The 18,646-nt window shown below is 70.7% G+C and carries 18 protein-coding genes; 14 read left to right on the top strand and 4 right to left on the bottom strand.

Annotated elements, in window-relative coordinates:
* The first annotated feature begins 44 nt into the window (after window positions 1-44).
* From ACGFY5_RS35400 to ACGFY5_RS35390, 3 genes are read left to right on the top strand one after another with little or no spacing between them, the layout of a single operon-like run.
* The gene (locus ACGFY5_RS35400; RefSeq protein WP_392727197.1) at window positions 45-827 is read left to right on the top strand and encodes an HpcH/HpaI aldolase/citrate lyase family protein; all 783 of its coding nucleotides are present in this window, start codon (window positions 45-47) and stop codon (window positions 825-827) included.
* Window positions 817-1,701, top strand: coding sequence for a hypothetical protein (locus tag ACGFY5_RS35395; protein WP_392727195.1), 885 nt, complete (start codon window positions 817-819; stop codon window positions 1,699-1,701). Before ACGFY5_RS35400 ends, ACGFY5_RS35395 begins: the two co-directional genes overlap by 11 nt.
* Window positions 1,698-3,128, top strand: a complete 1,431-nt coding sequence (locus tag ACGFY5_RS35390; RefSeq protein ID WP_392727193.1) for a flavin-containing monooxygenase — start codon at window positions 1,698-1,700, stop codon at window positions 3,126-3,128. Before ACGFY5_RS35395 ends, ACGFY5_RS35390 begins: the two co-directional genes overlap by 4 nt.
* Here ACGFY5_RS35390 and ACGFY5_RS35385 read toward each other — a convergent pair.
* Genes ACGFY5_RS35385 through ACGFY5_RS35375 form a run of 3 tightly spaced genes read right to left on the bottom strand, consistent with a single transcriptional unit; the run spans window position 3,091 to window position 5,392 of the window.
* Window positions 3,091-3,945: an N-acyl homoserine lactonase family protein gene (locus tag ACGFY5_RS35385; protein ID WP_392727191.1), complete on the bottom strand. Its 855-nt coding sequence runs from the start codon at window positions 3,943-3,945 to the stop codon at window positions 3,091-3,093. The genes ACGFY5_RS35390 and ACGFY5_RS35385 overlap by 38 nt on opposite strands.
* Window positions 3,942-4,505, bottom strand: coding sequence for a carboxymuconolactone decarboxylase family protein (locus ACGFY5_RS35380; RefSeq protein WP_392727188.1), 564 nt, complete (start codon window positions 4,503-4,505; stop codon window positions 3,942-3,944). Before ACGFY5_RS35380 ends, ACGFY5_RS35385 begins: the two co-directional genes overlap by 4 nt.
* Window positions 4,502-5,392 (bottom strand): DUF6282 family protein, encoded by an 891-nt coding sequence (locus ACGFY5_RS35375; protein WP_392727186.1) that lies wholly within the window; start codon window positions 5,390-5,392, stop codon window positions 4,502-4,504. The genes ACGFY5_RS35380 and ACGFY5_RS35375 overlap by 4 nt, the downstream gene beginning before the upstream one ends.
* A 132-nt stretch (window positions 5,393-5,524) precedes the next feature.
* On the opposite strand from ACGFY5_RS35375, the gene ACGFY5_RS35370 reads away from it, so the two are divergent.
* From ACGFY5_RS35370 to ACGFY5_RS35325, 10 genes are read left to right on the top strand one after another with little or no spacing between them, the layout of a single operon-like run.
* A complete protein-coding gene (locus ACGFY5_RS35370) occupies window positions 5,525-6,742 on the top strand; it encodes an NRAMP family divalent metal transporter (RefSeq protein WP_392727183.1) in 1,218 nt (405 codons plus the stop codon).
* The gene (locus ACGFY5_RS35365) at window positions 6,739-7,533 is read left to right on the top strand and encodes a LamB/YcsF family protein (RefSeq protein ID WP_392727182.1); all 795 of its coding nucleotides are present in this window, start codon (window positions 6,739-6,741) and stop codon (window positions 7,531-7,533) included. The genes ACGFY5_RS35370 and ACGFY5_RS35365 overlap by 4 nt, the downstream gene beginning before the upstream one ends.
* A 44-nt stretch (window positions 7,534-7,577) precedes the next feature.
* Window positions 7,578-8,330, top strand: coding sequence for a putative hydro-lyase (locus tag ACGFY5_RS35360; protein WP_392727844.1), 753 nt, complete (start codon window positions 7,578-7,580; stop codon window positions 8,328-8,330).
* A complete protein-coding gene (locus tag ACGFY5_RS35355; RefSeq protein WP_392727180.1) occupies window positions 8,327-8,944 on the top strand; it encodes an allophanate hydrolase subunit 1 in 618 nt (205 codons plus the stop codon). Before ACGFY5_RS35360 ends, ACGFY5_RS35355 begins: the two co-directional genes overlap by 4 nt.
* Window positions 8,941-9,807: a biotin-dependent carboxyltransferase family protein gene (locus tag ACGFY5_RS35350; protein WP_392727179.1), complete on the top strand. Its 867-nt coding sequence runs from the start codon at window positions 8,941-8,943 to the stop codon at window positions 9,805-9,807. Before ACGFY5_RS35355 ends, ACGFY5_RS35350 begins: the two co-directional genes overlap by 4 nt.
* 17 nt (window positions 9,808-9,824) lie before the next feature.
* The gene (locus ACGFY5_RS35345; protein ID WP_392727177.1) at window positions 9,825-10,463 is read left to right on the top strand and encodes a GntR family transcriptional regulator; all 639 of its coding nucleotides are present in this window, start codon (window positions 9,825-9,827) and stop codon (window positions 10,461-10,463) included.
* A gap of 43 nt (window positions 10,464-10,506) precedes the next feature.
* On the top strand, window positions 10,507-11,526 hold the full coding sequence (locus ACGFY5_RS35340; protein WP_392727175.1) for a FecCD family ABC transporter permease: 1,020 nt from the start codon (window positions 10,507-10,509) through the stop codon (window positions 11,524-11,526).
* Complete coding sequence (locus ACGFY5_RS35335; protein WP_392727172.1) at window positions 11,523-12,611, top strand: FecCD family ABC transporter permease; 1,089 nt, start codon at window positions 11,523-11,525, stop codon at window positions 12,609-12,611. Before ACGFY5_RS35340 ends, ACGFY5_RS35335 begins: the two co-directional genes overlap by 4 nt.
* A gap of 10 nt (window positions 12,612-12,621) precedes the next feature.
* A complete protein-coding gene (locus ACGFY5_RS35330; protein ID WP_392727170.1) occupies window positions 12,622-14,310 on the top strand; it encodes an ABC transporter ATP-binding protein in 1,689 nt (562 codons plus the stop codon).
* A complete protein-coding gene (locus ACGFY5_RS35325) occupies window positions 14,307-16,064 on the top strand; it encodes an ABC transporter ATP-binding protein (RefSeq protein ID WP_392727168.1) in 1,758 nt (585 codons plus the stop codon). The genes ACGFY5_RS35330 and ACGFY5_RS35325 overlap by 4 nt, the downstream gene beginning before the upstream one ends.
* Before the next feature lie 152 nt (window positions 16,065-16,216).
* On the opposite strand, the gene ACGFY5_RS35320 is transcribed toward ACGFY5_RS35325, so the two are convergent.
* Entirely contained in the window at window positions 16,217-17,167 is a 951-nt protein-coding gene (locus ACGFY5_RS35320) for an ABC transporter substrate-binding protein (protein WP_392727166.1), read from the bottom strand.
* 134 nt (window positions 17,168-17,301) lie between these two features.
* Here ACGFY5_RS35320 and ACGFY5_RS35315 point away from each other — a divergent pair, with 134 nt between their 5' ends.
* The gene (locus tag ACGFY5_RS35315; RefSeq protein WP_392727163.1) at window positions 17,302-18,645 is read left to right on the top strand and encodes a lysine N(6)-hydroxylase/L-ornithine N(5)-oxygenase family protein; all 1,344 of its coding nucleotides are present in this window, start codon (window positions 17,302-17,304) and stop codon (window positions 18,643-18,645) included.
* Window position 18,646: the final 1 nt, after the last annotated feature.

Here is an 18,646-nt window from a genome sequence, read left to right as displayed (position 1 = left end):
CGATGCTACATTTTTGCGACCTCAAAACCCTGGTGAGGAGCACTATGTTGCGAACGGGTTTTGCTCGTCGATTGCTGAGCGCCGAGCGCTGCCTCTACGGAACCTGGGTCAAGACCCCGGCGCTGGAACCGGTGGAGATCCTGGCCGACGCCGGGTTCGACTTCATCGTGATCGACCAGGAGCACGCGCCCCTGACGTTCGAGTTCGCCTACGCGGCGACTGTCGCGGCGCAGGGTGCAGGCATGTCCGTGCTCGTGCGCGTGCCCGATCGCAGCGGCAGCCACCTGCAGCGGCTGCTCGACGTCGGCGTCGATGGAATTCTGGTGCCGCGGGTGACGACGGTGGAGCAGGCGAACGCGGCGGTGCGGCAGATGCTGTTCTCGCCGACCGGCGAGCGGGGCATCGGCATCACGTCCCGCGCCGGACGGTGGGGCGGTCTTCCCCGCGAGGAGTACCTGCGCTTCGGCGACGAGGAGGTGCTGCGCGCGGTGCAGCTGGAGGAACGCGGCGCGATCGAGTCGGTCGAGAAGATCCTCGACGTCGACGGGCTCAATGGCGTCTTCCTCGGCATGGGAGACCTCCAGCTCTCGTCCGGTCTGCCCCAGTCGGATCCCGAGATCCAGAAACTCGCCGACCGATTACTCACTGCCGCCCGCGAGCGCGGAGTGCCGGCCGGCACCGCCGTGCAGACCGCGGCCCAGGCCCGAGCGGCCGCCGACCGCGGCTTCCGGTTCGTGATGGTCAGCAACGACACGAGCCTGCTGCGTACCGCAGCGACGTCGATCGTCGGGCAACTCTCCGATGAAGGAGCAACTCATGGCGTATGACCCCACCGACCTGCGTTCCACCCTGCCGACGAGCGCCGCGGCGACGCCGGATCTCGTCTCCGACTCCGAGCACATCGAGTTCCGCAACGTGGCCCCGGTCGACGGGGTCTCGTACGCCCGCGGCCAGAACTTCGTGATCGGGTACTCCGAGGTGGACGGCAGCACTCTCATCGAACGGAAGAACCAGCCGGACGAGTACGTGGTCCTGCTGACCGACGACGCGCTGGAAGCGACCGTCCGGGCCGGCGACGAGGAGGTCTCGGCGAGCGGCAAGACGATGCTCGTCGTGCCCCCCGGCGACAGCACGGTGACCGTCACCGGCCGCGGTCGGGTCGTCCGCCTGCTGACGACCCGCTCCGCCGACGTGGCCGCGCTCGCCGCCAACGCGGAGTCCTACGTCGAGCCGCACGAGAACATCCCGCCGTTCCAGCCCTGGCCGGAGCCGGTGGGCGGCTACCGCATCCGCAGTTACGACCTGACCGTGCCCGCCCTGGACAATCCGAAGTTCCGGCTCTACCGGTGCACGACGTTCATGGTCAACTTCATCGACCCGAAAGAGGGTCCGCGCGACCCGGCGAAGCTCTCGCCGCACAAGCACGACGACTTCGAGCAGTGCTCGCTCGTGCTGGCGGGGGAGTACGTGCACCACATCCGCTGGCCGTGGACGACGAACAAGGCGAACTGGCGGGAGGACGAGCACCGCACCGTGAACGCTCCGGCCGTCACCGTGATCCCGCCGCCCTCGGTGCACACCAGTGAGGCGGTCGGCGCCGGGACGAACCACCTCGTCGACATCTTCTCGCCGCCGCGCTTCGACTTCTCCGCGAAGGAAGGCTGGGTGTTCAACGCGGACGACTACCCGGCGCCCCGATGAGGGTCGCGATCATCGGGGCGGGTCTCGGCGGCATCGCGGCCGCGGTGAAGCTGAAAAGCACACGAGCCACGGTGACGATCTTCGAGAAGTCCTCCGGGGTCGGCGGCACGTGGTTCGACAACCGCTATCCGGGCTGCGAGGTCGACGTGCACTCGCACGCCTACTCGTTCTCGTTCCTGAAGTACGACTGGCCGCGCACCCACGCGACCCAGCCGGAGCTGCTCGAATACGCCGAGTACGTCGTCGACCGGTTCGGGCTGCGGCCACTCCTGCGCCTGAACACGCGGGTCACCGACCTGGTGTGGGAGGAGTCGACCAGCACGTACACGCTGTCGACCGAGCACGGCGACACCGAGGAGTTCGACGTCGTCATCTCGGCGCTGGGCCTGCTCAGCGTCCCGCAGTATCCGGACTGGCCGGGGCTCGACACGTTTGCCGGACCGTGTTTCCACACCTCGCGCTGGGAGGACCACGACCTCGCGGGTAAGTCGGTCGCTGTCGTCGGCACCGGGTCGACAGCGGTGCAGATCGTTCCGGCGATCGCGCCGACCGCCGCGAAAGTGCACGTCTTCCAGCGCCAGCCCGGCTGGATCGAGCCGAAGAACGAGCGCGACTTCAGTGCGCGCGAGCGATGGGTCTACCGGCACGTCCCGCTCGCGCAGAAGCTGAACCGGGCCTGGATCTTCCACAAGGGCAACCGGCGGTTCAAGGGGTACGACACAGGGTCGCGGCGCCAGCAACGGATGCGGTCGGCGTGCACAACCTTCATCACGAACGCCATCGAGGCGCCGGAGATCCAGAAGGCCGTGACCCCGGACTACCCCTGGGGCTGCAAGCGGCCGGTCCTCTCGTCGACGTTCTACCCGTCGCTCAACCGCGAGAACGTCGAACTCGTGCCGCACGCGGTGCGCCGCGTGACCCCGACGGGCGTGATCGACGCGACCGGCGTCACCCGGGACGTCGACGTGCTGATCCTCAGCACCGGATTCCAGCCGACCCGCTTTCTGGCCGGCGTGGACGTGAAGGGGCGCGACGGGCGCAGCATCCACGACGTCTGGCGGGAGCGGGCGGCCGCGTTCCTCGGCATCACCGTGCCGGGCTTTCCGAACTTCTTCATCCTCTACGGACCGAACACCAACGGCGGCGTGTCGGTCATCGCCCAGCTCGAGCGACAGGCGGAGGTCGTCGTGCGGGCCGTTCGCCGGCTGGAGCGCACCCGCAGGGCCAGCGTCGACACGTCACCGGAGGCGGCCCGCCGCTTCACCGCGTGGATCGACCGGCGAATGGCGTCCAACGCGTCGGCGATGGACGCCGGGTGCCACAACTACTACCACGACCCGGCCGGCCACAACGTGACGCAATGGCCGGGTGGCCACCTGGCCTACGCGCTCACGACCCGCTTCCTCGACCGCTGGGGACTACGCTGACGTGCCCAGCGGCCAGTGACACCTCCGCCACGTGCAGACCGTCGTCCCACGTGGCGGAGGGGAAGCGGTTCCAGACGGCCGCCTCGTGGAACGGCAGCACCCGTCGGACGTCGCCGCCGACGCTGGTCAGCATCTCGTCGGCGAAGTCGAGCCAGGTGGCGGCGCTGCCGGTCGTCATCGCGATCGGGGCGAGCACACCGTCCCCGGCGAGCCCCTCGAGGTTCTCGTAGCTGTAGACGTTGTCACCGGCGAACACCCACGTGTCGTCGACCACGACCACCTGGGAGCCGGCGGTGTGGGTGTCGAACGCGGGCCGCAGCTCGATTCCGGGCGCCGGGCTCGCCACCCCGTCGACGAGGGTGGCCGGGCGGTCGGCCAGCTGCTGCGGCAGGTCCGCCTGACACGACCGGGTCAGGAACTCGAACCGCGCCGGCCGCCGCGTCGCAGCCACGTAGTTCTCGATCTCGCGCCGCTGGATCCAGACGTGGGCGTTCGGGAACGCGTCGACGCAGCCGGCGTGGTCGAAGTGGTTGTGGGTGAGCAGGATCGTGTCCACCTCGGCGGCTGCTACTCCCACCCGGGCGAGGACGTCCACCGGGTGGGCCCAGCGGGTTTCGCCGTACTTGGCGGTCAGCCGCTCGTAGATCGCGGGGTCGGCGAACCCGGTGTCGACGAGGATGCAGCGGTCGTCGCTCCGGACCAGGCCGAAGCAGTACGGCATCCGCCGGTATCCGGCAGTGGGCTGCGCGGCGAACAGGTTGCTCGCCGGGAACCGGTCGACGTAGCCGTACTCGAGGATCCAGGCCGAGTGGCTCATGCCGGCGGCTGGACGTCGAAGACCGCGAGCTGCAGCGCGACCAGGTTGTAGTAGCCGACGATCGTGGTCAGTTCGAGCAGACCTGGTGCGCCGAGCACGGTGGTCGCGTCGCGGAACTCGTCGTCGGTCAACGTTCGGTTCCGGAGCATCGACGCCGTCGTGCGGAAGACGCAGGACTCCACCTCGGTCGCCTCGGCCGGTTCCGTGCCCTCCGACAGCGCCGTCAGGTCGTCCGGGGTCAGACCGGCGGCCGCACCGGCGAGGCGGTGCGCGTACAGCTCGAACGCGCTCTCGTGGTGGTGGCCGACGAGCAGGATCGCGATCTCGCGGGCGCGCACCGGCAGCGCCGACTCCCAGCGGACAGTGCTGCCGAGCTGCTGCAACGCCGTGCCGAACGTCGGGTGGGTGATCCAGATCGCCGCCGGGCCCTGCAGCCTGCCGTCCGCGTCGACCAGGGTGAACGGACTGCCCGGAGCCACCCGGCGCCCGGTGGTGTAGAGGTCGTACAGGGGCTGCTGTGCTGCGGACAGGTCCGCGGGGTCGACGGCGTCGACTCTCATGTCTGTTCTCCCAGGAACGCGCGGGGATTGGTGGCGACCATCGTGTGGATCTGCTCGGCGGTCCAGCCGAGGTAGGCGAGTTGTTCGACGAACATGCGGAGGCACTCCGGCTCGGGCGGTACCCAGCGCGAGAACACGTCAGTGGTGAGCACGGCCCGGTCGGGGCCGATGCTTTCCAGCGCCGCGTGGACGTCGCGCACGGTGAGGTGTGCGTCCGGGTGCACCAGCGGTGCGTTGCAGAACTCCACGAACGCACCCATGTCGACGTAGTCGCGCAGGTCGGTCGTGTAGTGCAGCGGATGGGTGATCAGGAGGCGCTGACCGATCCCGGCGCAGTACGCGGCGACAGCGCGGCTCTCCGCCGCGGAGGCGTGGCCCGTCGCCAGCGCGAGGCCCAGTGCATGACAGGCGTCGATGACCGCTCGCGCTCTGCCGGTGAGTGCGCCGTTCGCGTCGCAGAGCGCGATGGCGTTCCGGGCGGCGTACTCACCGAACGACGGCGAGACCCGCCCGAGCAGCGTCGCGATGTAACCGCCGCGCTCGACGTCGGCGGCGGCGCCCCACGTCGGCAGGAAGACCACGCGTGCGCCGTGGGCGGCGGCGAGTTCGACCACGCTGGGCTCCAGCCCACCGACCGGAGGGTTGAGCGTGATGCTGCCGTGGACGTCGAAGTCGGGCACGGTCAGCGCTCGGGCCCGGTCCATCGTGGCCCACAGGTGCGATTTCAGCACCCATCCCGACATGCCGTACGCGGACGCCAGACGCGCGACGTCGTGGTCGTCGCCGCGGTTGGGCGTCCCCGCGGACAGGTCGGGGTACCCGTGGACGTGGAGGTCGATCGCGCCGCGGAGCAGTTGGTCGAACCCGGTGGGCAGCGCGTCGATCATTGTATGACGGTACTACATGAACACGGTTTCGGGCGCGTAAAAATTGTTGAACAATGCTTGCGGGATTGTTCAACAATCTCGTACGGTACTCGGCATCCGCGCACTATCCGCCCTCGACTCGAGGAGCGCACCGTGGCAACCGATACAACTCAGAAAACCCGCCGGTCCGCGCTGCTCGGCGCGATCTTCCTGATGGCCACGAGCGCCATCGGCCCGGGCTTCATCACGCAGACCACGACGTTCACCGTCTCGCTCGCCGCCGCGTTCGCGTTCGGCATCCTGGTGTCGATCCTGATCGACTTCGTCGTCCAGATGAACGTCTGGCGGATCATCACGCTCAGCGGGAAGCGCGCCCACCAGATCGCCAACGCGGTGGTGCCCGGCGCCGGTTACCTCCTGGCGACGCTGATCATCCTCGGCGGGCTGGTGTTCAACATCGGCAACGTGGCCGGCTCGGGGCTCGGTCTCAACGCAGCGCTCGGGCTCGACCCGAAGATCGGCGGTCTGCTGTCGGCCGCGCTCGCGATCCTCCTGTTCGCGGTGAAGCGCGCCGGTGCGGCGATGGACCGCGTGCTGATCGTCCTCGGTCTGCTGATGATCGGGCTGACGCTCTACGTCGCGATCGCGTCCGGGCCACCCGTCGGCGACGCGCTGAAGCAGGCGGTCTGGCCGGACACGATCGACTTCGCCGCGATCACGACGATCATCGGCGGAACGGTCGGCGGGTACATCACGTACTCCGGTGCGCACCGGCTGCTGGACAGCGGCACGACCGGACCGGAGCACATCGGCGAGGTCACGCGGGGTGCGCTGGCCAGCATCGCGGTCACCGGCGTCATGCGGTTCCTGCTTTTCCTCGCGATCCTCGGTGTCGTCGCCAGCGGCGTCGTCCTCGACACGGCAGGCAACGCGACGGCCGACGCGTTCCAGTCCGCCGCCGGTGAGTTCGGCCGGCGTGCGTTCGGGCTCGTGCTCTGGGCGGCCGCGATCAGCTCGGTGGTCGGCGCGGCCTACACGTCGGTGTCGTTCTTCGACGCGTTCTCCGCGCGGCTGAACCCGCCGCGACCGCGGGCCTGGGCGACCGTCGCGTTCATCGCCGTGACCACCGCGATCTACCTGGTGATCGGGACGGCGCCGGCCGCGCTGCTCGTCTTCGCCGGTGGGTTCAACGGCCTGATCCTGCCGATCGGCTTCACGATCCTGCTCTATGCGGCCTGGCGGCGTCGGGACGTGCTCGGCGTCGACCGCTATCCGACCTGGCTGCTGGTGCTGGGGGCGGTGGTGACCGTCGTGACGTGGTACATGGGCGTGGTCTCGGTGCGGACCATCTTCGACTACCTGGTGGCATGAACATGGACATCGACCTGAACAGCGACCTCGGCGAGAGCTTCGGCACCTGGCGCCTCGGGGACGACGCCGCGGTGTTGAAGCTGGTGACCAGCGCGAACGTCGCGTGCGGGTTCCACGCGGGCGATCCGCGGACGTTGCTGTCCACGTGCGAGCGCGCGGTGGCGGCCGGGGTCGTGATCGGAGCGCAGGTCGGGTACCGGGACCTGCCCGGCTTCGGTCGCCGGTTCATCGACTACGAATCGGCGGACCTCGTCGCGGACCTGCTGTACCAGCTCGGGGCGCTGGAGGGGTTGGCCCGAGTATCCGGTGGCAGGGTGCGGTACGTGAAACCGCACGGGGCGCTGTACAACACGATCGTGCACCACGAGGAGCAGGCCGCCGCCGTGATCGAGGCGGTCGTCCGGTTCGATCCCGGGCTGCCGGTGCTGGGGCTGCCCGGGTCGGTGTTCCTACAGGCCGCGGAGGAGGCTGGTCTCCGGACGGTCGCGGAGGCGTTCGTCGACCGCGCCTACACGCCGGCCGGGACGCTGGTGTCCCGCCGGGAACCCGGCGCGGTACTGCATGATCCGGACGAGGTCGCCGAACGGATGGTGCGGCTGGTCACGCGTGGGGAGATCGTCGCGGTGGACGGGAGTGTGGTGAACGTTCGCGCCGACTCGCTCTGCGTCCACGGCGATTCGCCGGGCGCCGTCGACATGGCGGGGTCGGTCCGCCGCGCCCTCGCCGACGTCGGCGTCACCATCTCACCGTTCGTCGGAGACGGCGGCGCTGACGGCGGGGCCGGCCGATGAAGGCCGCGTCGGCGGCGGCGGCGGCCGCTGGCGGGGCTTCGGCGATGTGGCGGCAGCGGTTCCGGGACGGGCTCACCCGGCCGACCGCCGGGCTGGCCCCCGGGATGGCGCAGGCCAACCTGATCGCGGTACCCCGCGACTGGGCCTGGGACATGCTGCTCTACGCCCAGCGCAACCCGCGCCCCTGCCCGGTGCTCGACGTCAGCGACCCGGGGGACCCGCGAACGATCCTGGCGAAGGACGCCGACCTGCGCACCGACCTCCCGCTCTACCGCGTCTGGCGCGACGGCGAACTCGTCCGCGAGGTCGCCGACGCGACCGACGTCTGGCGCGACGACCTCGTCGCGTTCCTGATCGGCTGCAGCTTCACGTTCGAGACGCCGCTCCTGGCCGCCGGCATCGACGTCCGGCACATCTCCGCCGACTGCAACGTCCCGATGTACCGCACCGACCGCGAGTGCCGGCCGGCCGGGCGTCTGCGTGGCGAGCTGGTGGTGTCGATGCGGCCGATCCCCGCCGACCGGGTGGCCGACGCCGTCCGCATCAGCGGCCGTTTCCCGGCGGTGCACGGCGCACCCGTCCACGTCGGCGACCCGGCTGCGCTCGGCATCGAGGACCTGAACCGACCGGACTTCGGTGACCCGGTCGAGGTTCTCCCGGGAGAGCTCCCGGTGTTCTGGGCCTGCGGTGTCACGCCGCAGGCGGCCGTGATGGCCTCGGCCGTGCCCTACGCGGTCACGCACGCCCCGGGTCACATGTTCGTCACCGACGTACCGGATCTCGAGTATCAAGCATGATGCGGTTCCGCCGGTGCGGACGGGAGGCCGTCCTCGTCGAGGTCGCCGATCTGGACGCGGCGCTCGCGCTGTACGACGCGGTGCGGGCGGCGAGCCTGCCGGGCGTCGTCGACCTGGTGCCGGCGGCGCGCACCGTGCTCGTGCGGCTCGATCCGGGCGTCACGTCACCGGCGGTGGTGCGTGAACGGATCGCCGGGCTCAGCGTCGGCGAGGGCGGACTGGCCGACAACGGCACGGTGGAGATCGACGTGCACTACGACGGCGAGGACCTGGCGGAGGTCGCCGCCCATTTGGACGTCACCCCCGAGGACGTCGTCAGCCTGCACACCGGATCGACCTGGACCGCCGCGTTCTCCGGCTTCGCGCCGGGCTTCGCGTACCTCACCGGCGGTGATCCGCGGTTGGACGTCCCTCGCCGCGGGACGCCACGCACGCGGATCCCCGCCGGTGCCGTCGCGCTGGCAGGCACGTTCTCCGGGATCTACCCGACCGACAGTCCGGGCGGCTGGCAGCTGATCGGACGGACGACCACCCGCCTGTGGGACGTCGACCGGGACCCACCCGCGCTGCTCGTCCCCGGCGTCCGGGTGCGGTTCCGCGAGGTGACCGGATGACGATGACTGTCGTGAAGACCGGCCCGCGGACGGTGCTCAAGGACGCCGGGCGGCCCGGTCACGCCGAGTACGGCGTCGCGGAATCGGGGCCGGTCGACCGTGCCGCGTACGCCGCCGCGAACCGTCTCGTCGGCAACGCGGCTGGTGCGGCGGTGCTGGAGTGCCTGCTCGGCGGGCTGGTCGTCCGTTTCGACGGTCCCGCTGTGGTGGCTCTGACCGGCACCGACGCACAGCTTCAGATCGACGGTACCCAGGTGGCCGCCGGGAGCGCGGTCACCGTTCCGGCGGGTGCCCTCGTCGAGGTGACGATCCCGCGGCACGGATTGCGGAGCTACTTCGCGGTCGCCGGTGGTTTCGCTGTCGCGCCCGTGCTCGGCTCGCGGTCCACCGACGCGCTCGGCGGCGTCGGTCCGCCGGTGCCGCAGGAGGGCGACGTCCTACCGATCGGCACGGCGGCCGGTGACGGGCATCCGGTGCCGCTGGGGAAACCGGGCGACGGGCCGATCGTGGCCACCGTCGACCTCGGACCCCGCGACGACTGGTTCGCGCCGGAGACCGTCGCCACGTTCCTGACCGCCGAGTACACGGTCGCCCCCGCGAGCGACTCGGTCGGCGTCCGGCTGTCAGGTCCGGCGTTGCCGCGTTCGCGCACCGGGGAACTGCCCAGTGAGGGCGTCGTCCGCGGAGGGGTGCAGATCCCGCCGGACGGGCAGCCGATCGTCTTCGCCGCCGACCATCCGCTGACCGGTGGCTACCCGGTGATCGCGGTCGTGCACCCCGCGGACACCGACCGGCTCGGACAGGCCAGACCCGGGCAGACCGTGCGGTTCGCGCTGGCCACCGACTTCCTCGAGTATCCCTGAGTGGTTCACTGGAGCCCATGACGATGGTTCTGCGCGCCGGGTCCGCGGCGCGCGCGGTGGCCGAACTCCGCGAGCGGGTGACCGCCGGGCACCTGACCCCGGGCACCCAGCTGTCCGAGACCTCGCTGACCGGGCCACTGGGCGTCTCCCGCAACACCCTGCGCGAAGCGTTCAGCACGCTGATCGAGGAAGGGCTACTGGTCCGCATCCCGCACCGCGGAGTGTTCGTCGCGACGCTGACCGCCGCGCAGATCGCCGACATCTACCGGGTGCGCACCCTGCTGGAATGCACCGCACTGCGGCAGGCCCCCGTCGACCCGCCGCTCGCCGAGGGTATGCGCGCGGCGGTCGTCGACGCCGAGCAACACGCCCGGAAGGACGAGTGGCAAGCCGTCGGGACCGCCAACATGCACTTCCACGAGCAGATCATCGCGCTGGCCGGTAGCCCGCGGCTGAACCAGTGGATGAAGCAGCTCACCGCCGAACTGCGCCTGGCGTTCGTCACCGCGGACGCCGAAACCCTGCACCGCCCGTTCGTCTCGCGCAACGCCGAGATCGTCGCGACCTATGAGGCGGGGGAGGCCGGCCGGGCGGCCGACCTCCTGCACGACTACCTGCAGATGTCCGAGCGCGTGGTGCTGGGGGCACTAGGTTAGGCTCCCCTAAGAAGGACCGCGGATGGTCGGGGGAGGCGCGGGCGTGACGACGCTGGTCGAGCAGTCCCCGCAGGTCACGGTCCGGCGCGGCACCCTGGTGCTGGGTGCGTTCGGGCTGCTGCTCGTCGTGTGCGTGCTGTCCCTGCTGCTCGGCACGCGGACCGTGGGTCCGGTCACCGTATGGGACGCGTTGTTCCACTACAGCGGCACCGACGACCAGTCGGTGGTGCGGGAGCTGCGGGTGCCGCGGACCGTGCTCGGGCTGCTCGCCGGCGTGGCGTTCGGGGTGTGTGGCGCGGTCATCCAGGCGGTCACCCGCAATCCGCTCGCCGACACGCAGATCCTCGGGCTCAACTCCGGTGCCACGCTGTTCGTCGTGTTCGCGATCGGGATCCTCGGCTACCGCAGCCTGTGGTCCTACGTCTGGTTCGCGTTTCTCGGCGTCGGGTTCGCGTTGGCGCTGGTCTACGCGCTCGGGCGGGCCGCGGCGACACCGATCCGGTTGACGTTGGCCGGGGTCGCGATCGGCGCGGTGCTCGACGGTGCTTCCCGTGCGATCCAGCTGGTCCGTCCGCGGGCCTTCGACTACCTGCGGTTCTGGGACGTCGGGTCGCTGGCCGGGCGGGGCGGGGAGGTCGCGGGCGCGGTGGCGCCGTTCATCGCTCTCGGTCTGTTGCTGGCCGTGATCACGGCACGGTCGCTCAACGCGGTGGCGCTCGGTGACGACATGGCCACCGGGCTCGGCGTCAGCCTGAACCGGACGCGGATCCTGGCGCTGATCTCGGTGGTCCTGCTGGCCGGGGCGGGGACGGCGGCGGCCGGGCCGATCGGGTTCGTCGGGCTGATGATTCCGCACCTCGCGCGGTGGGTCGTGGGCACCGACCAGCGGTGGATCCTGGCGTTCACGGTGGTGGGCGCGCCGATCCTGCTGCTGGTGGCCGACATCGTCGGCCGCCTCGTCCTCCGCCCCGGTGAGCTACGGGTCGGCATCGTCACCGCGTTCGTCGGCGCCCCCGTGCTGATCTGGTGGATCCGCACCCGCCGAACGATCGGCGGCCCATGAGCACGAGTTCGGCCCGCCCGCCGACCGAGCCGGAAGCCGGCGGGCGCGGGCCCGCGACTGGGTTTGCCGTGCTCCGCTCTGCGGACGCTCTGTCGCTGCGGTTCCGGCTGCGCACTGCGCTCGTGGTCGTGGTGCTGGTCGGTGCGGCGTTGTCGGTGGCTGTGGTGGCGCTCGGGTCCGGGGAGGTGCCGCTCTCGCCCGGGGAGGTGATCGCGTCGCTCGTCGGGCGGGGATCGCCGATCGCCGACCTCGTCGTCCTCGACCTGCGCCTCCCGCGCGTCCTCCTCGCGCTCCTGATCGGAGCCGCGCTGGGCCTCTCCGGCGCGATCTTCCAGGCGCTGACCCGCAACCCCCTCGGCAGCCCGGACGTCATCGGCTTCAGCACCGGTGCGTTCACCGGTGTCCTCGTCGTCACCGTCGTCTTCGGCAACGGGTACTTCCTCGTGGCAACGGGCGCCCTGGTCGGTGGCCTGGCCACCGCCCTCGCCGTCTACCTGCTCGCCTACCGGCGCGGCGTCCAGGGCTTCCGCCTGATCATCGTCGGCATCGCGGTGAGCGCGGTCCTGACGTCGATCAACGAGTGGTTCATCATCAAGGTCGACCTGCAGGCCGCGTACGCGGCCACGATCTGGGGCCAGGGCACGCTCAACGGCCTCGACTGGAAGCAGGCCCCGGCGGTAGCGGCGCTGGTCGTGCTGCTCGCGGCCGCACTCGCGGCCTGCGGCCCGCGGCTGCTACTGCTCGAGATGGGCGACGACGTCGCCGGAGCGCTCGGCGTCCGGGTGGAACGAGCGCGCCTCACCTACCTCGCGCTCGGCGTCGCCCTGATCGCGGTGGCGACCGCGGCCGCCGGCCCGATCGCGTTCGTCGCGCTCGCCGCCCCGCAACTGGCCCAGCGGCTGACCGGCTCGGCCGGCATCGCGCTGGTCCCCTCGGCCGCGATGGGCGCGCTCCTGCTGATCGTCAGCGACTGGGTGGCGCAACGCGCGTTCGCCCCCACCCAGCTGCCGGTGGGTGTCGTCACCGTGACGCTCGGCGGCGCGTATTTCGTCTGGATGCTGGCTCGAGCGGCCAGAACCACCTGAAAGGACGTTCATGGCCGATCCGGGGAACCGCATTCTCCGACGGGCTGTCTCCCGTAACCGCCGCCGGTTGACGATCGGCGCGGTGCTGATCAGCGCGCACCAGATCTGCGAGACGACGGTGCCGATCCTGATCGGCGTCATCGTCGACTCCGCGGTGTCCACCGGCGACCGGGGCAACCTCGTCGGCTGGATCGGCGCGCTGGCCGGGCTGTTCACGGCGCTGACGCTGGCCTACCGGTTCGGCGCGCGGCACCTCCTGCGCGCGATCGCGGAGGAGGCGCACCAGCTGCGGATGGAGGTGTCCGCGAAGATCCTCGACCCGCGCGGCATCGAGACCGATCTCCCGGCCGGCGAACTGCTCACGGTCTCGACGTCGGACGCGGACAACACCTCCGAGCTGCTGGATCACATCCCGCGAATCGCCGGTGCTGTCGTCGCCACCGTCGTGTCCGCGGCGGCGCTGCTGTTCATCTCGGTGCCGCTCGGGTTGCTGGTGCTGGTCTGCACGCCGATCGTGCTCGGCGCACTGCAGCTGGTGTCACCGCGCATCACCGAACGGGTGGCCAGCCAGCAGGAACTGGCCGGCCAGGCGACGTCGGTCGCCACCGACCTGGTCAGCGGCGTGCGTCCGCTGCGAGGCATCGGGGCGGAACAGGCGGCGTCGTCCCGCTACCACGAGGTCAGCCGGCGTTCGCTCGGCGCGACGCTCCGCGCGGCCCGCACCCAGGGTGCGTACCTGGCGGCGTCGTCGACGCTCTCGACGTTGCAGGCCTGCGGTGTGGCGATCCTGGCCGGCTGGTTCGCGCTCACCGGCCGGATCACCGTCGGGGAGCTGATCACGGTCATCGGTCTGGCGCAGTTCCTGATCGAACCGTTCGGGCTGCTCGCGTTGATCCCGAGCTGGGTGGCGTCGGCGCGGGCGTCCGCGCGGCGGGTGGCGACGGTCGTCGACGCCGCACCGCTGCTGCCTGCGGCCGTTACCCCGTTGCCGTCGGGGCCCTGTTCGGTGGAGTTGTCGGGGCTCACCTACGGGCCGTTGCGGGAACTCGATCTCCGGATCTCGCCAGGGGAAGTGGTCGGCATCGTCGCCGCTCAACCCGCCGAGGGCGAGGCGCTGGTGAAGCTGCTCTCCGGTCGCGTCCCGCCGTCGGAGTTCTCCGGACGAGCCTTGCTCGGTGGTCACCCCTTGCACGATCTGGATTCGGATGCCGCTCGCGGTGCCCTGCTGGTGCAGCCGCACAAGTCCGACCTGTTCGGCGGCACGATCGAGGCGAACATCGCCGCCGGTACGACCGAACGTGAGCACTGGGACGACGTGCTGCGCAGCTCGGCCGCCGACGAGGTGATCGACGCCCACCCGGAGGGACTCGACCACGTCATCGTGGAGCGCGGCGCGAACCTGTCCGGTGGCCAGCGGCAACGGGTCGCGCTCGCTCGGGCACTGTTGATGCGTTCCCAGGTGCTCGTGCTGCACGACCCGACCACGGCGATGGACTCGGTCACCGAGCACGTCATCGCCCAGGGGGTGCGCTCTCTCCGCGGCGGAGCTTCGTGGACGACGGTGCTGGTGGCGAGCAGCCCGGCCCTGATGGCGATCACCGACCGCGTGGTGATGCTGGAGGGCGGCCGGATCGTCGCCACCGGTACCCACACCTCGCTGGGTTCCCACGACGGGTACCGGAAAGCAGTACTGCGATGATCCTCCCCGTTGCCACCGCCCGCCGGACCGGCGCCTGGCTCTGGGCCGAGCTGCGCGTCCGCAAGGGCGAAGGGCTGGTCGCGCTCGTCGTCGGCCTGGTCGCCGCGGCGTCGTCGATCGTGCCGGTCTACACGCTGGGCTACCTCGTCGACCAGGTGCGGGCCGGGGGCTCCACCGACGTGATCGTCGGGGTGTCGGTCGTCGTGCTCGTCGCCGCGGTGATTTCCGGCTGCGCGATGGGCCTGTCGCTGATCCTGATCGCCCGCCTCTGCGGACGCATCCTCGCCGACCTGCGCGAACAGGTCGTCGACCGGGCGCTCACGCTGCCGACGCCGGTGCTGGAACGCGCCGGCAGGGGTGACCTGCTGTCCCGCGTCGGGGCCGACGTCTCCGCGATCGGCAGCGCGGTCACGCAGACCGTGCCGAACATGGTGTGGTCCGTGTTGCTCGGCACGCTGTCGCTGGTGGCCATGGTGGGCATCGATTGGCGTCTGGGCCTGGCGGGGGCGCTGGCCGTTCCCGCCTACACGGTCGCGCTGCGCTGGTACCTGCCGCGCTCCGCTCCGGGGTACCGGGCCGAGCGGGAGTCGGTGGCCGAGCGTGGGCAGTTGCTCGTCGACAGCGCGCAGGGGTTGCGCACCGTGCACGCATACCGGCTCGAGCAGAAGCACCTGGCCGACATCGACCGCGCATCGGGCAACGCCCGGGACGTGCTGATCAACCTGTTCGACCTGTTCACGCGGCTCGTCGGCCGGGTGAACCGGGCCGAGTTCGTCGGGCTGTCGGCGATCCTGATCGCCGGGTTCTTCCTGGTGGACGCCGGTGCGGTGACGGTCGGTGAGACGTCGGCGGCCGCAGTGCTGTTCCACCGGCTGTTCAACCCGATCGGCATGCTGCTGTTCAGCTTCGACGACATCCAGGCCGGTGGCGCGAGCCTCGCGCGGTTGGTGGGCGTCGTCGACATGGAGCCCGGTGTCGTGCCCGCGGAGGGCGCCGCACCGGCGGACGCGTCGCTTGTGCTCTCCGACGTGGACTTCAGTTACGACGGTGCCGCGCAGGTGCTGTTCGGGGTCGGGCTGCGGATCGAGCCGGGGGAGCGGGTCGCGCTCGTCGGGTCCACGGGGGCCGGGAAGTCGACGCTCGCGCTGATCGCCGCGGGTTCGTTGCAGCCCACGCACGGGGTGGCGTCGGTCGGTGGGGTGCCGGTCGGCTCGGTGGCGAACCTGCGCGAGCACGTGGCGGTCGTCAGCCAGGAGACGCACGTGTTCTCCGGCACGTTGCTGGAGGATCTGCAGCTGGCGCGTGCCGGGGCCTCCCGGGAGGACGCCTCGTCCGCGCTGGAGAGGGTCGGGGCGCTGGGCTGGGTGGCGGCGCTGGAGTCCGGCCTGGACACCGCGGTCGGCGAGGGTGGGCACGAGCTGACGCCCGCCCAGGCCCAGCAGTTGGCGTTGGCGCGGCTGGTGCTGCTCGACCCGGCGATCGCGATCCTCGACGAGGCGACAGCGGAGGCGGGGAGCGCCGGGGCACGTGACCTGGAGGAGTCGGCGGCGGCCGCCACCGCGGGCCGGACCACGCTCGTGGTGGCGCACCGGCTCACGCAGGCGGCGTCGGCCGACCGCATCGTCGTGCTCGAACGCGGCCGGATCGTCGAGCAGGGCGCGCACGCGTCGCTCGTGGCCGCAGGCGGCCGCTACGCCCAACTCTGGTCCGCCTGGGAGGGCCGGACACCGACCCAGGCCCCGGCGACGCGCTGAAGCGGTCCCGTTGCGGCGCCCGGGGGCGCGCTGCAACGAGCCCGCTTCGAGCGGCCCCGCTACGGGGCGCCGGAGCGCGCCGCAACGGGACCGCTTCGAGCGGCCCCATGTCGGCGCCCTCAAGCGCGCACGAGCGGGACCGCTTCGGGCGGCTACGGCTGGGCGGTTGCCGCTGCGAGCTGGGGGACGAGCTCGTTCAACGCGAAGAGGAGTGCGTCGGGGCCGCTGTACGAGAGGGCGCCGGCGAGCGGGGTGTCGAACCCGGTGTAGATCGTGCGACCCTCGGTGACCACCGGGAGCTTCGCGAAAACCGGTCGCTTCAGCATGTCCTGCTCGGTGGCCCCGTTCAGGAACAGCACGTCCCTGTCGAGCACGTCGAGGCGTTCCTCACTCAGGTCACCGGACTCCGGCTGCGTCCTGAACCCCAGCGCGTCGAACAGCGAACGACGCGGATCGTTCGCCCCGATCAGCCAGTGCGACCCGTTTTCCGGTCCGTAGTCCTCCACGAGCGTCTTCCCGGCGAACTCCGGGTGCGCGCTCTTCGCCGCCGCGACCGCGTCGTCGACCTTCTTTGTCAGCGCCGAAGCCTCCGACGAGCGGCCGAGAGCCTTACCGATCGTCGCCAGCTGCACGTCCCAGGGCGTCTCTTCGTCCTGGTAGTCCGAAGCTTGCACCACCGTCGGCGCGATCGCCGAAAGCTTGTCGTAGACCTCGCGCGAGATCGTCTCGTAGATCGCCAGGATCAGATCCGGCTTCTGCTTGATGATCGCCTCGTAGTTGATCTCCGCGGAGAACGTCGGCACGGCCTTGCCGCCGGTCTTCGCCGTGACCCACGGGTAGGTCGAGTACTCCTCGAACCACTCCCGGGTCGCGATCGGCACGACACCCAGCGACAGCACGAAGTCCTGGTCGTTCCACCCGACGGTGAGCACCCGCTTCGGCTCGGCCGGGACCGTCGTCGATCCGAACTTGTGCGCGATGGTGACCGGGAACACCGCGCCTCCGGAAGAGGCGGGGGTGGCGGTGTCGTCGGACGACGACGAACACGATGCGGCCAGAACGACGACAACAAGCCCTGTGACCAGGCGTAACCAACGTCTCATGCTGGTTAGGTTAGCATCGCCTAAGTTACGTGAATGTCTTGATGAAGCCGTTGACTGCCGTTGATTGTTAGGTAAGCCTGACCTTGCACGCCTGCGGGTCGGCTGTGTTCCGGCGTCGACAAAGGATGGTTCGAATGGTGCACGCGATCAGAGAGTACGACGTCATCGGTGTCGGATTCGGACCGTCCAACCTCGCGCTCGCCGTCGCGCTGAGCGAGTCCGACGACGCGCCCTCGGCGCTGTTCTTCGAGCGCCAGGCCACGTTCGGCTGGCACCGCGGCATGCTGCTCGACGACGCGACCATGCAGGTCTCGTTCCTCAAGGACCTGGTCACCCTGCGCAACCCGACCAGCCGCTTCAGCTTCCTGTCCTACCTGCACGAACGGGGCCGGCTGGTCGACTTCATCAACCACAAGACGCTGTTCCCGCTGCGGGTGGAGTTCCACGACTACCTCGAGTGGGCCGCGCGCCAGGTGGACGATCTGGTCCGGTACGGCCACGAGGTGATCGGCATCCGCCGGGTCGCCGGGGACGACCTGGTCGAGCTCCTCGTCGACACCGGCAGCGGCACGACCGTGTACCGGGCCCGCAATCTCGTCCTGGCCACCGGTTTGCAGCCGTCGCTGCCGCCGGGTGTCGTCGCCGACGAGCGCATCTGGCACAGCCGTGACCTGCTGCACCGGGTTTCCGCGCTCGGCGAGGAGCAGCCGAAGCGGATCGTGGTGGTCGGTGCCGGTCAGAGCGCCGCCGAGGTGACCGCGTTCCTGCACGACCGGTACGCCGACGCCGAGGTGCTGGCCGTCTACTCGCGGTTCGGCTACAGCCCCGCCGACGACAGTTCGTTCGCCAACCGCATCTTCGACCCGGCCGCCGTCGACGACTTCTACGACGCACCCGGCTGGGTCAAGGATCAGTTGCTGACCTATCACGCGAACACGAACTACTCGGTGGTCGACTCGGACCTGATCGCCGAGCTGTACCGGCGCTCGTACCGCGAGCAGGTGCTCGGGCGGCAGCGGCTGCGGATGATGAACGTGTCGCGGCTGGTCGGCGCGGTGTCCACGCCGGACGGCGTGCAGGCGACGGTCGAGGCGCTCACCACCGGTGAGCAGACCGTGCTCGACGCCGACATCCTCGTCTGCGCCACCGGGTACGACCCGGTCGAACCCGCCGCGCTGCTCGGCGAACTCAACAGCTTCTGTCGACGTGATGCCGCGGGCCGTCTCGAGGTCGACCGCGACTACCGGGTGGCCGCCGACGACGCGTTGGGCGTGGGGATCTACCTGCAGGGCGGCACCGAGCACAGCCACGGAATCAGCTCGTCGCTGCTGTCCAACGCGGCGGTGCGGTCGGCGGAGATCCTCGCCGCGATCGTCGCGCGCGAGAGCGCGCCCGGCACTGGGGCGCGCGAGAGCGCGCCCGGCACGGGGGCGCGCGAGGGCGCGCCGCGGGTGAAGGTGGCCCAGCTGTCGGATTGAG

This window comes from Cryptosporangium sp. NPDC048952 (genome assembly GCF_043197895.1).
GTDB lineage: Bacteria > Actinomycetota > Actinomycetes > Mycobacteriales > Cryptosporangiaceae > Cryptosporangium.
This window is presented reverse-complemented; position numbering and strand designations above follow the sequence as displayed.

Bases quoted from the DNA above. Each gene is read 5' to 3' on its own strand.
- ACGFY5_RS35400 (WP_392727197.1), top strand. From the start codon at position 45: ATGTTGCGAACGGGTTTTGCTCGTCGATTGCTGAGCGCCGAGCGCTGC.
- ACGFY5_RS35395 (WP_392727195.1), top strand. From the start codon at position 817: ATGGCGTATGACCCCACCGACCTGCGTTCCACCCTGCCGACGAGCGCC.
- ACGFY5_RS35390 (WP_392727193.1), top strand. From the start codon at position 1,698: ATGAGGGTCGCGATCATCGGGGCGGGTCTCGGCGGCATCGCGGCCGCG.
- ACGFY5_RS35385 (WP_392727191.1), bottom strand. From the start codon at position 3,945: ATGAGCCACTCGGCCTGGATCCTCGAGTACGGCTACGTCGACCGGTTC.
- ACGFY5_RS35380 (WP_392727188.1), bottom strand. From the start codon at position 4,505: ATGAGAGTCGACGCCGTCGACCCCGCGGACCTGTCCGCAGCACAGCAG.
- ACGFY5_RS35375 (WP_392727186.1), bottom strand. From the start codon at position 5,392: ATGATCGACGCGCTGCCCACCGGGTTCGACCAACTGCTCCGCGGCGCG.
- ACGFY5_RS35365 (WP_392727182.1), top strand. From the start codon at position 6,739: ATGAACATGGACATCGACCTGAACAGCGACCTCGGCGAGAGCTTCGGC.
- ACGFY5_RS35360 (WP_392727844.1), top strand. From the start codon at position 7,578: ATGTGGCGGCAGCGGTTCCGGGACGGGCTCACCCGGCCGACCGCCGGG.
- ACGFY5_RS35355 (WP_392727180.1), top strand. From the start codon at position 8,327: ATGATGCGGTTCCGCCGGTGCGGACGGGAGGCCGTCCTCGTCGAGGTC.
- ACGFY5_RS35350 (WP_392727179.1), top strand. From the start codon at position 8,941: ATGACGATGACTGTCGTGAAGACCGGCCCGCGGACGGTGCTCAAGGAC.
- ACGFY5_RS35345 (WP_392727177.1), top strand. From the start codon at position 9,825: ATGACGATGGTTCTGCGCGCCGGGTCCGCGGCGCGCGCGGTGGCCGAA.
- ACGFY5_RS35335 (WP_392727172.1), top strand. From the start codon at position 11,523: ATGAGCACGAGTTCGGCCCGCCCGCCGACCGAGCCGGAAGCCGGCGGG.
- ACGFY5_RS35330 (WP_392727170.1), top strand. From the start codon at position 12,622: ATGGCCGATCCGGGGAACCGCATTCTCCGACGGGCTGTCTCCCGTAAC.
- ACGFY5_RS35325 (WP_392727168.1), top strand. From the start codon at position 14,307: ATGATCCTCCCCGTTGCCACCGCCCGCCGGACCGGCGCCTGGCTCTGG.
- ACGFY5_RS35320 (WP_392727166.1), bottom strand. From the start codon at position 17,167: ATGAGACGTTGGTTACGCCTGGTCACAGGGCTTGTTGTCGTCGTTCTG.
- ACGFY5_RS35315 (WP_392727163.1), top strand. From the start codon at position 17,302: ATGGTGCACGCGATCAGAGAGTACGACGTCATCGGTGTCGGATTCGGA.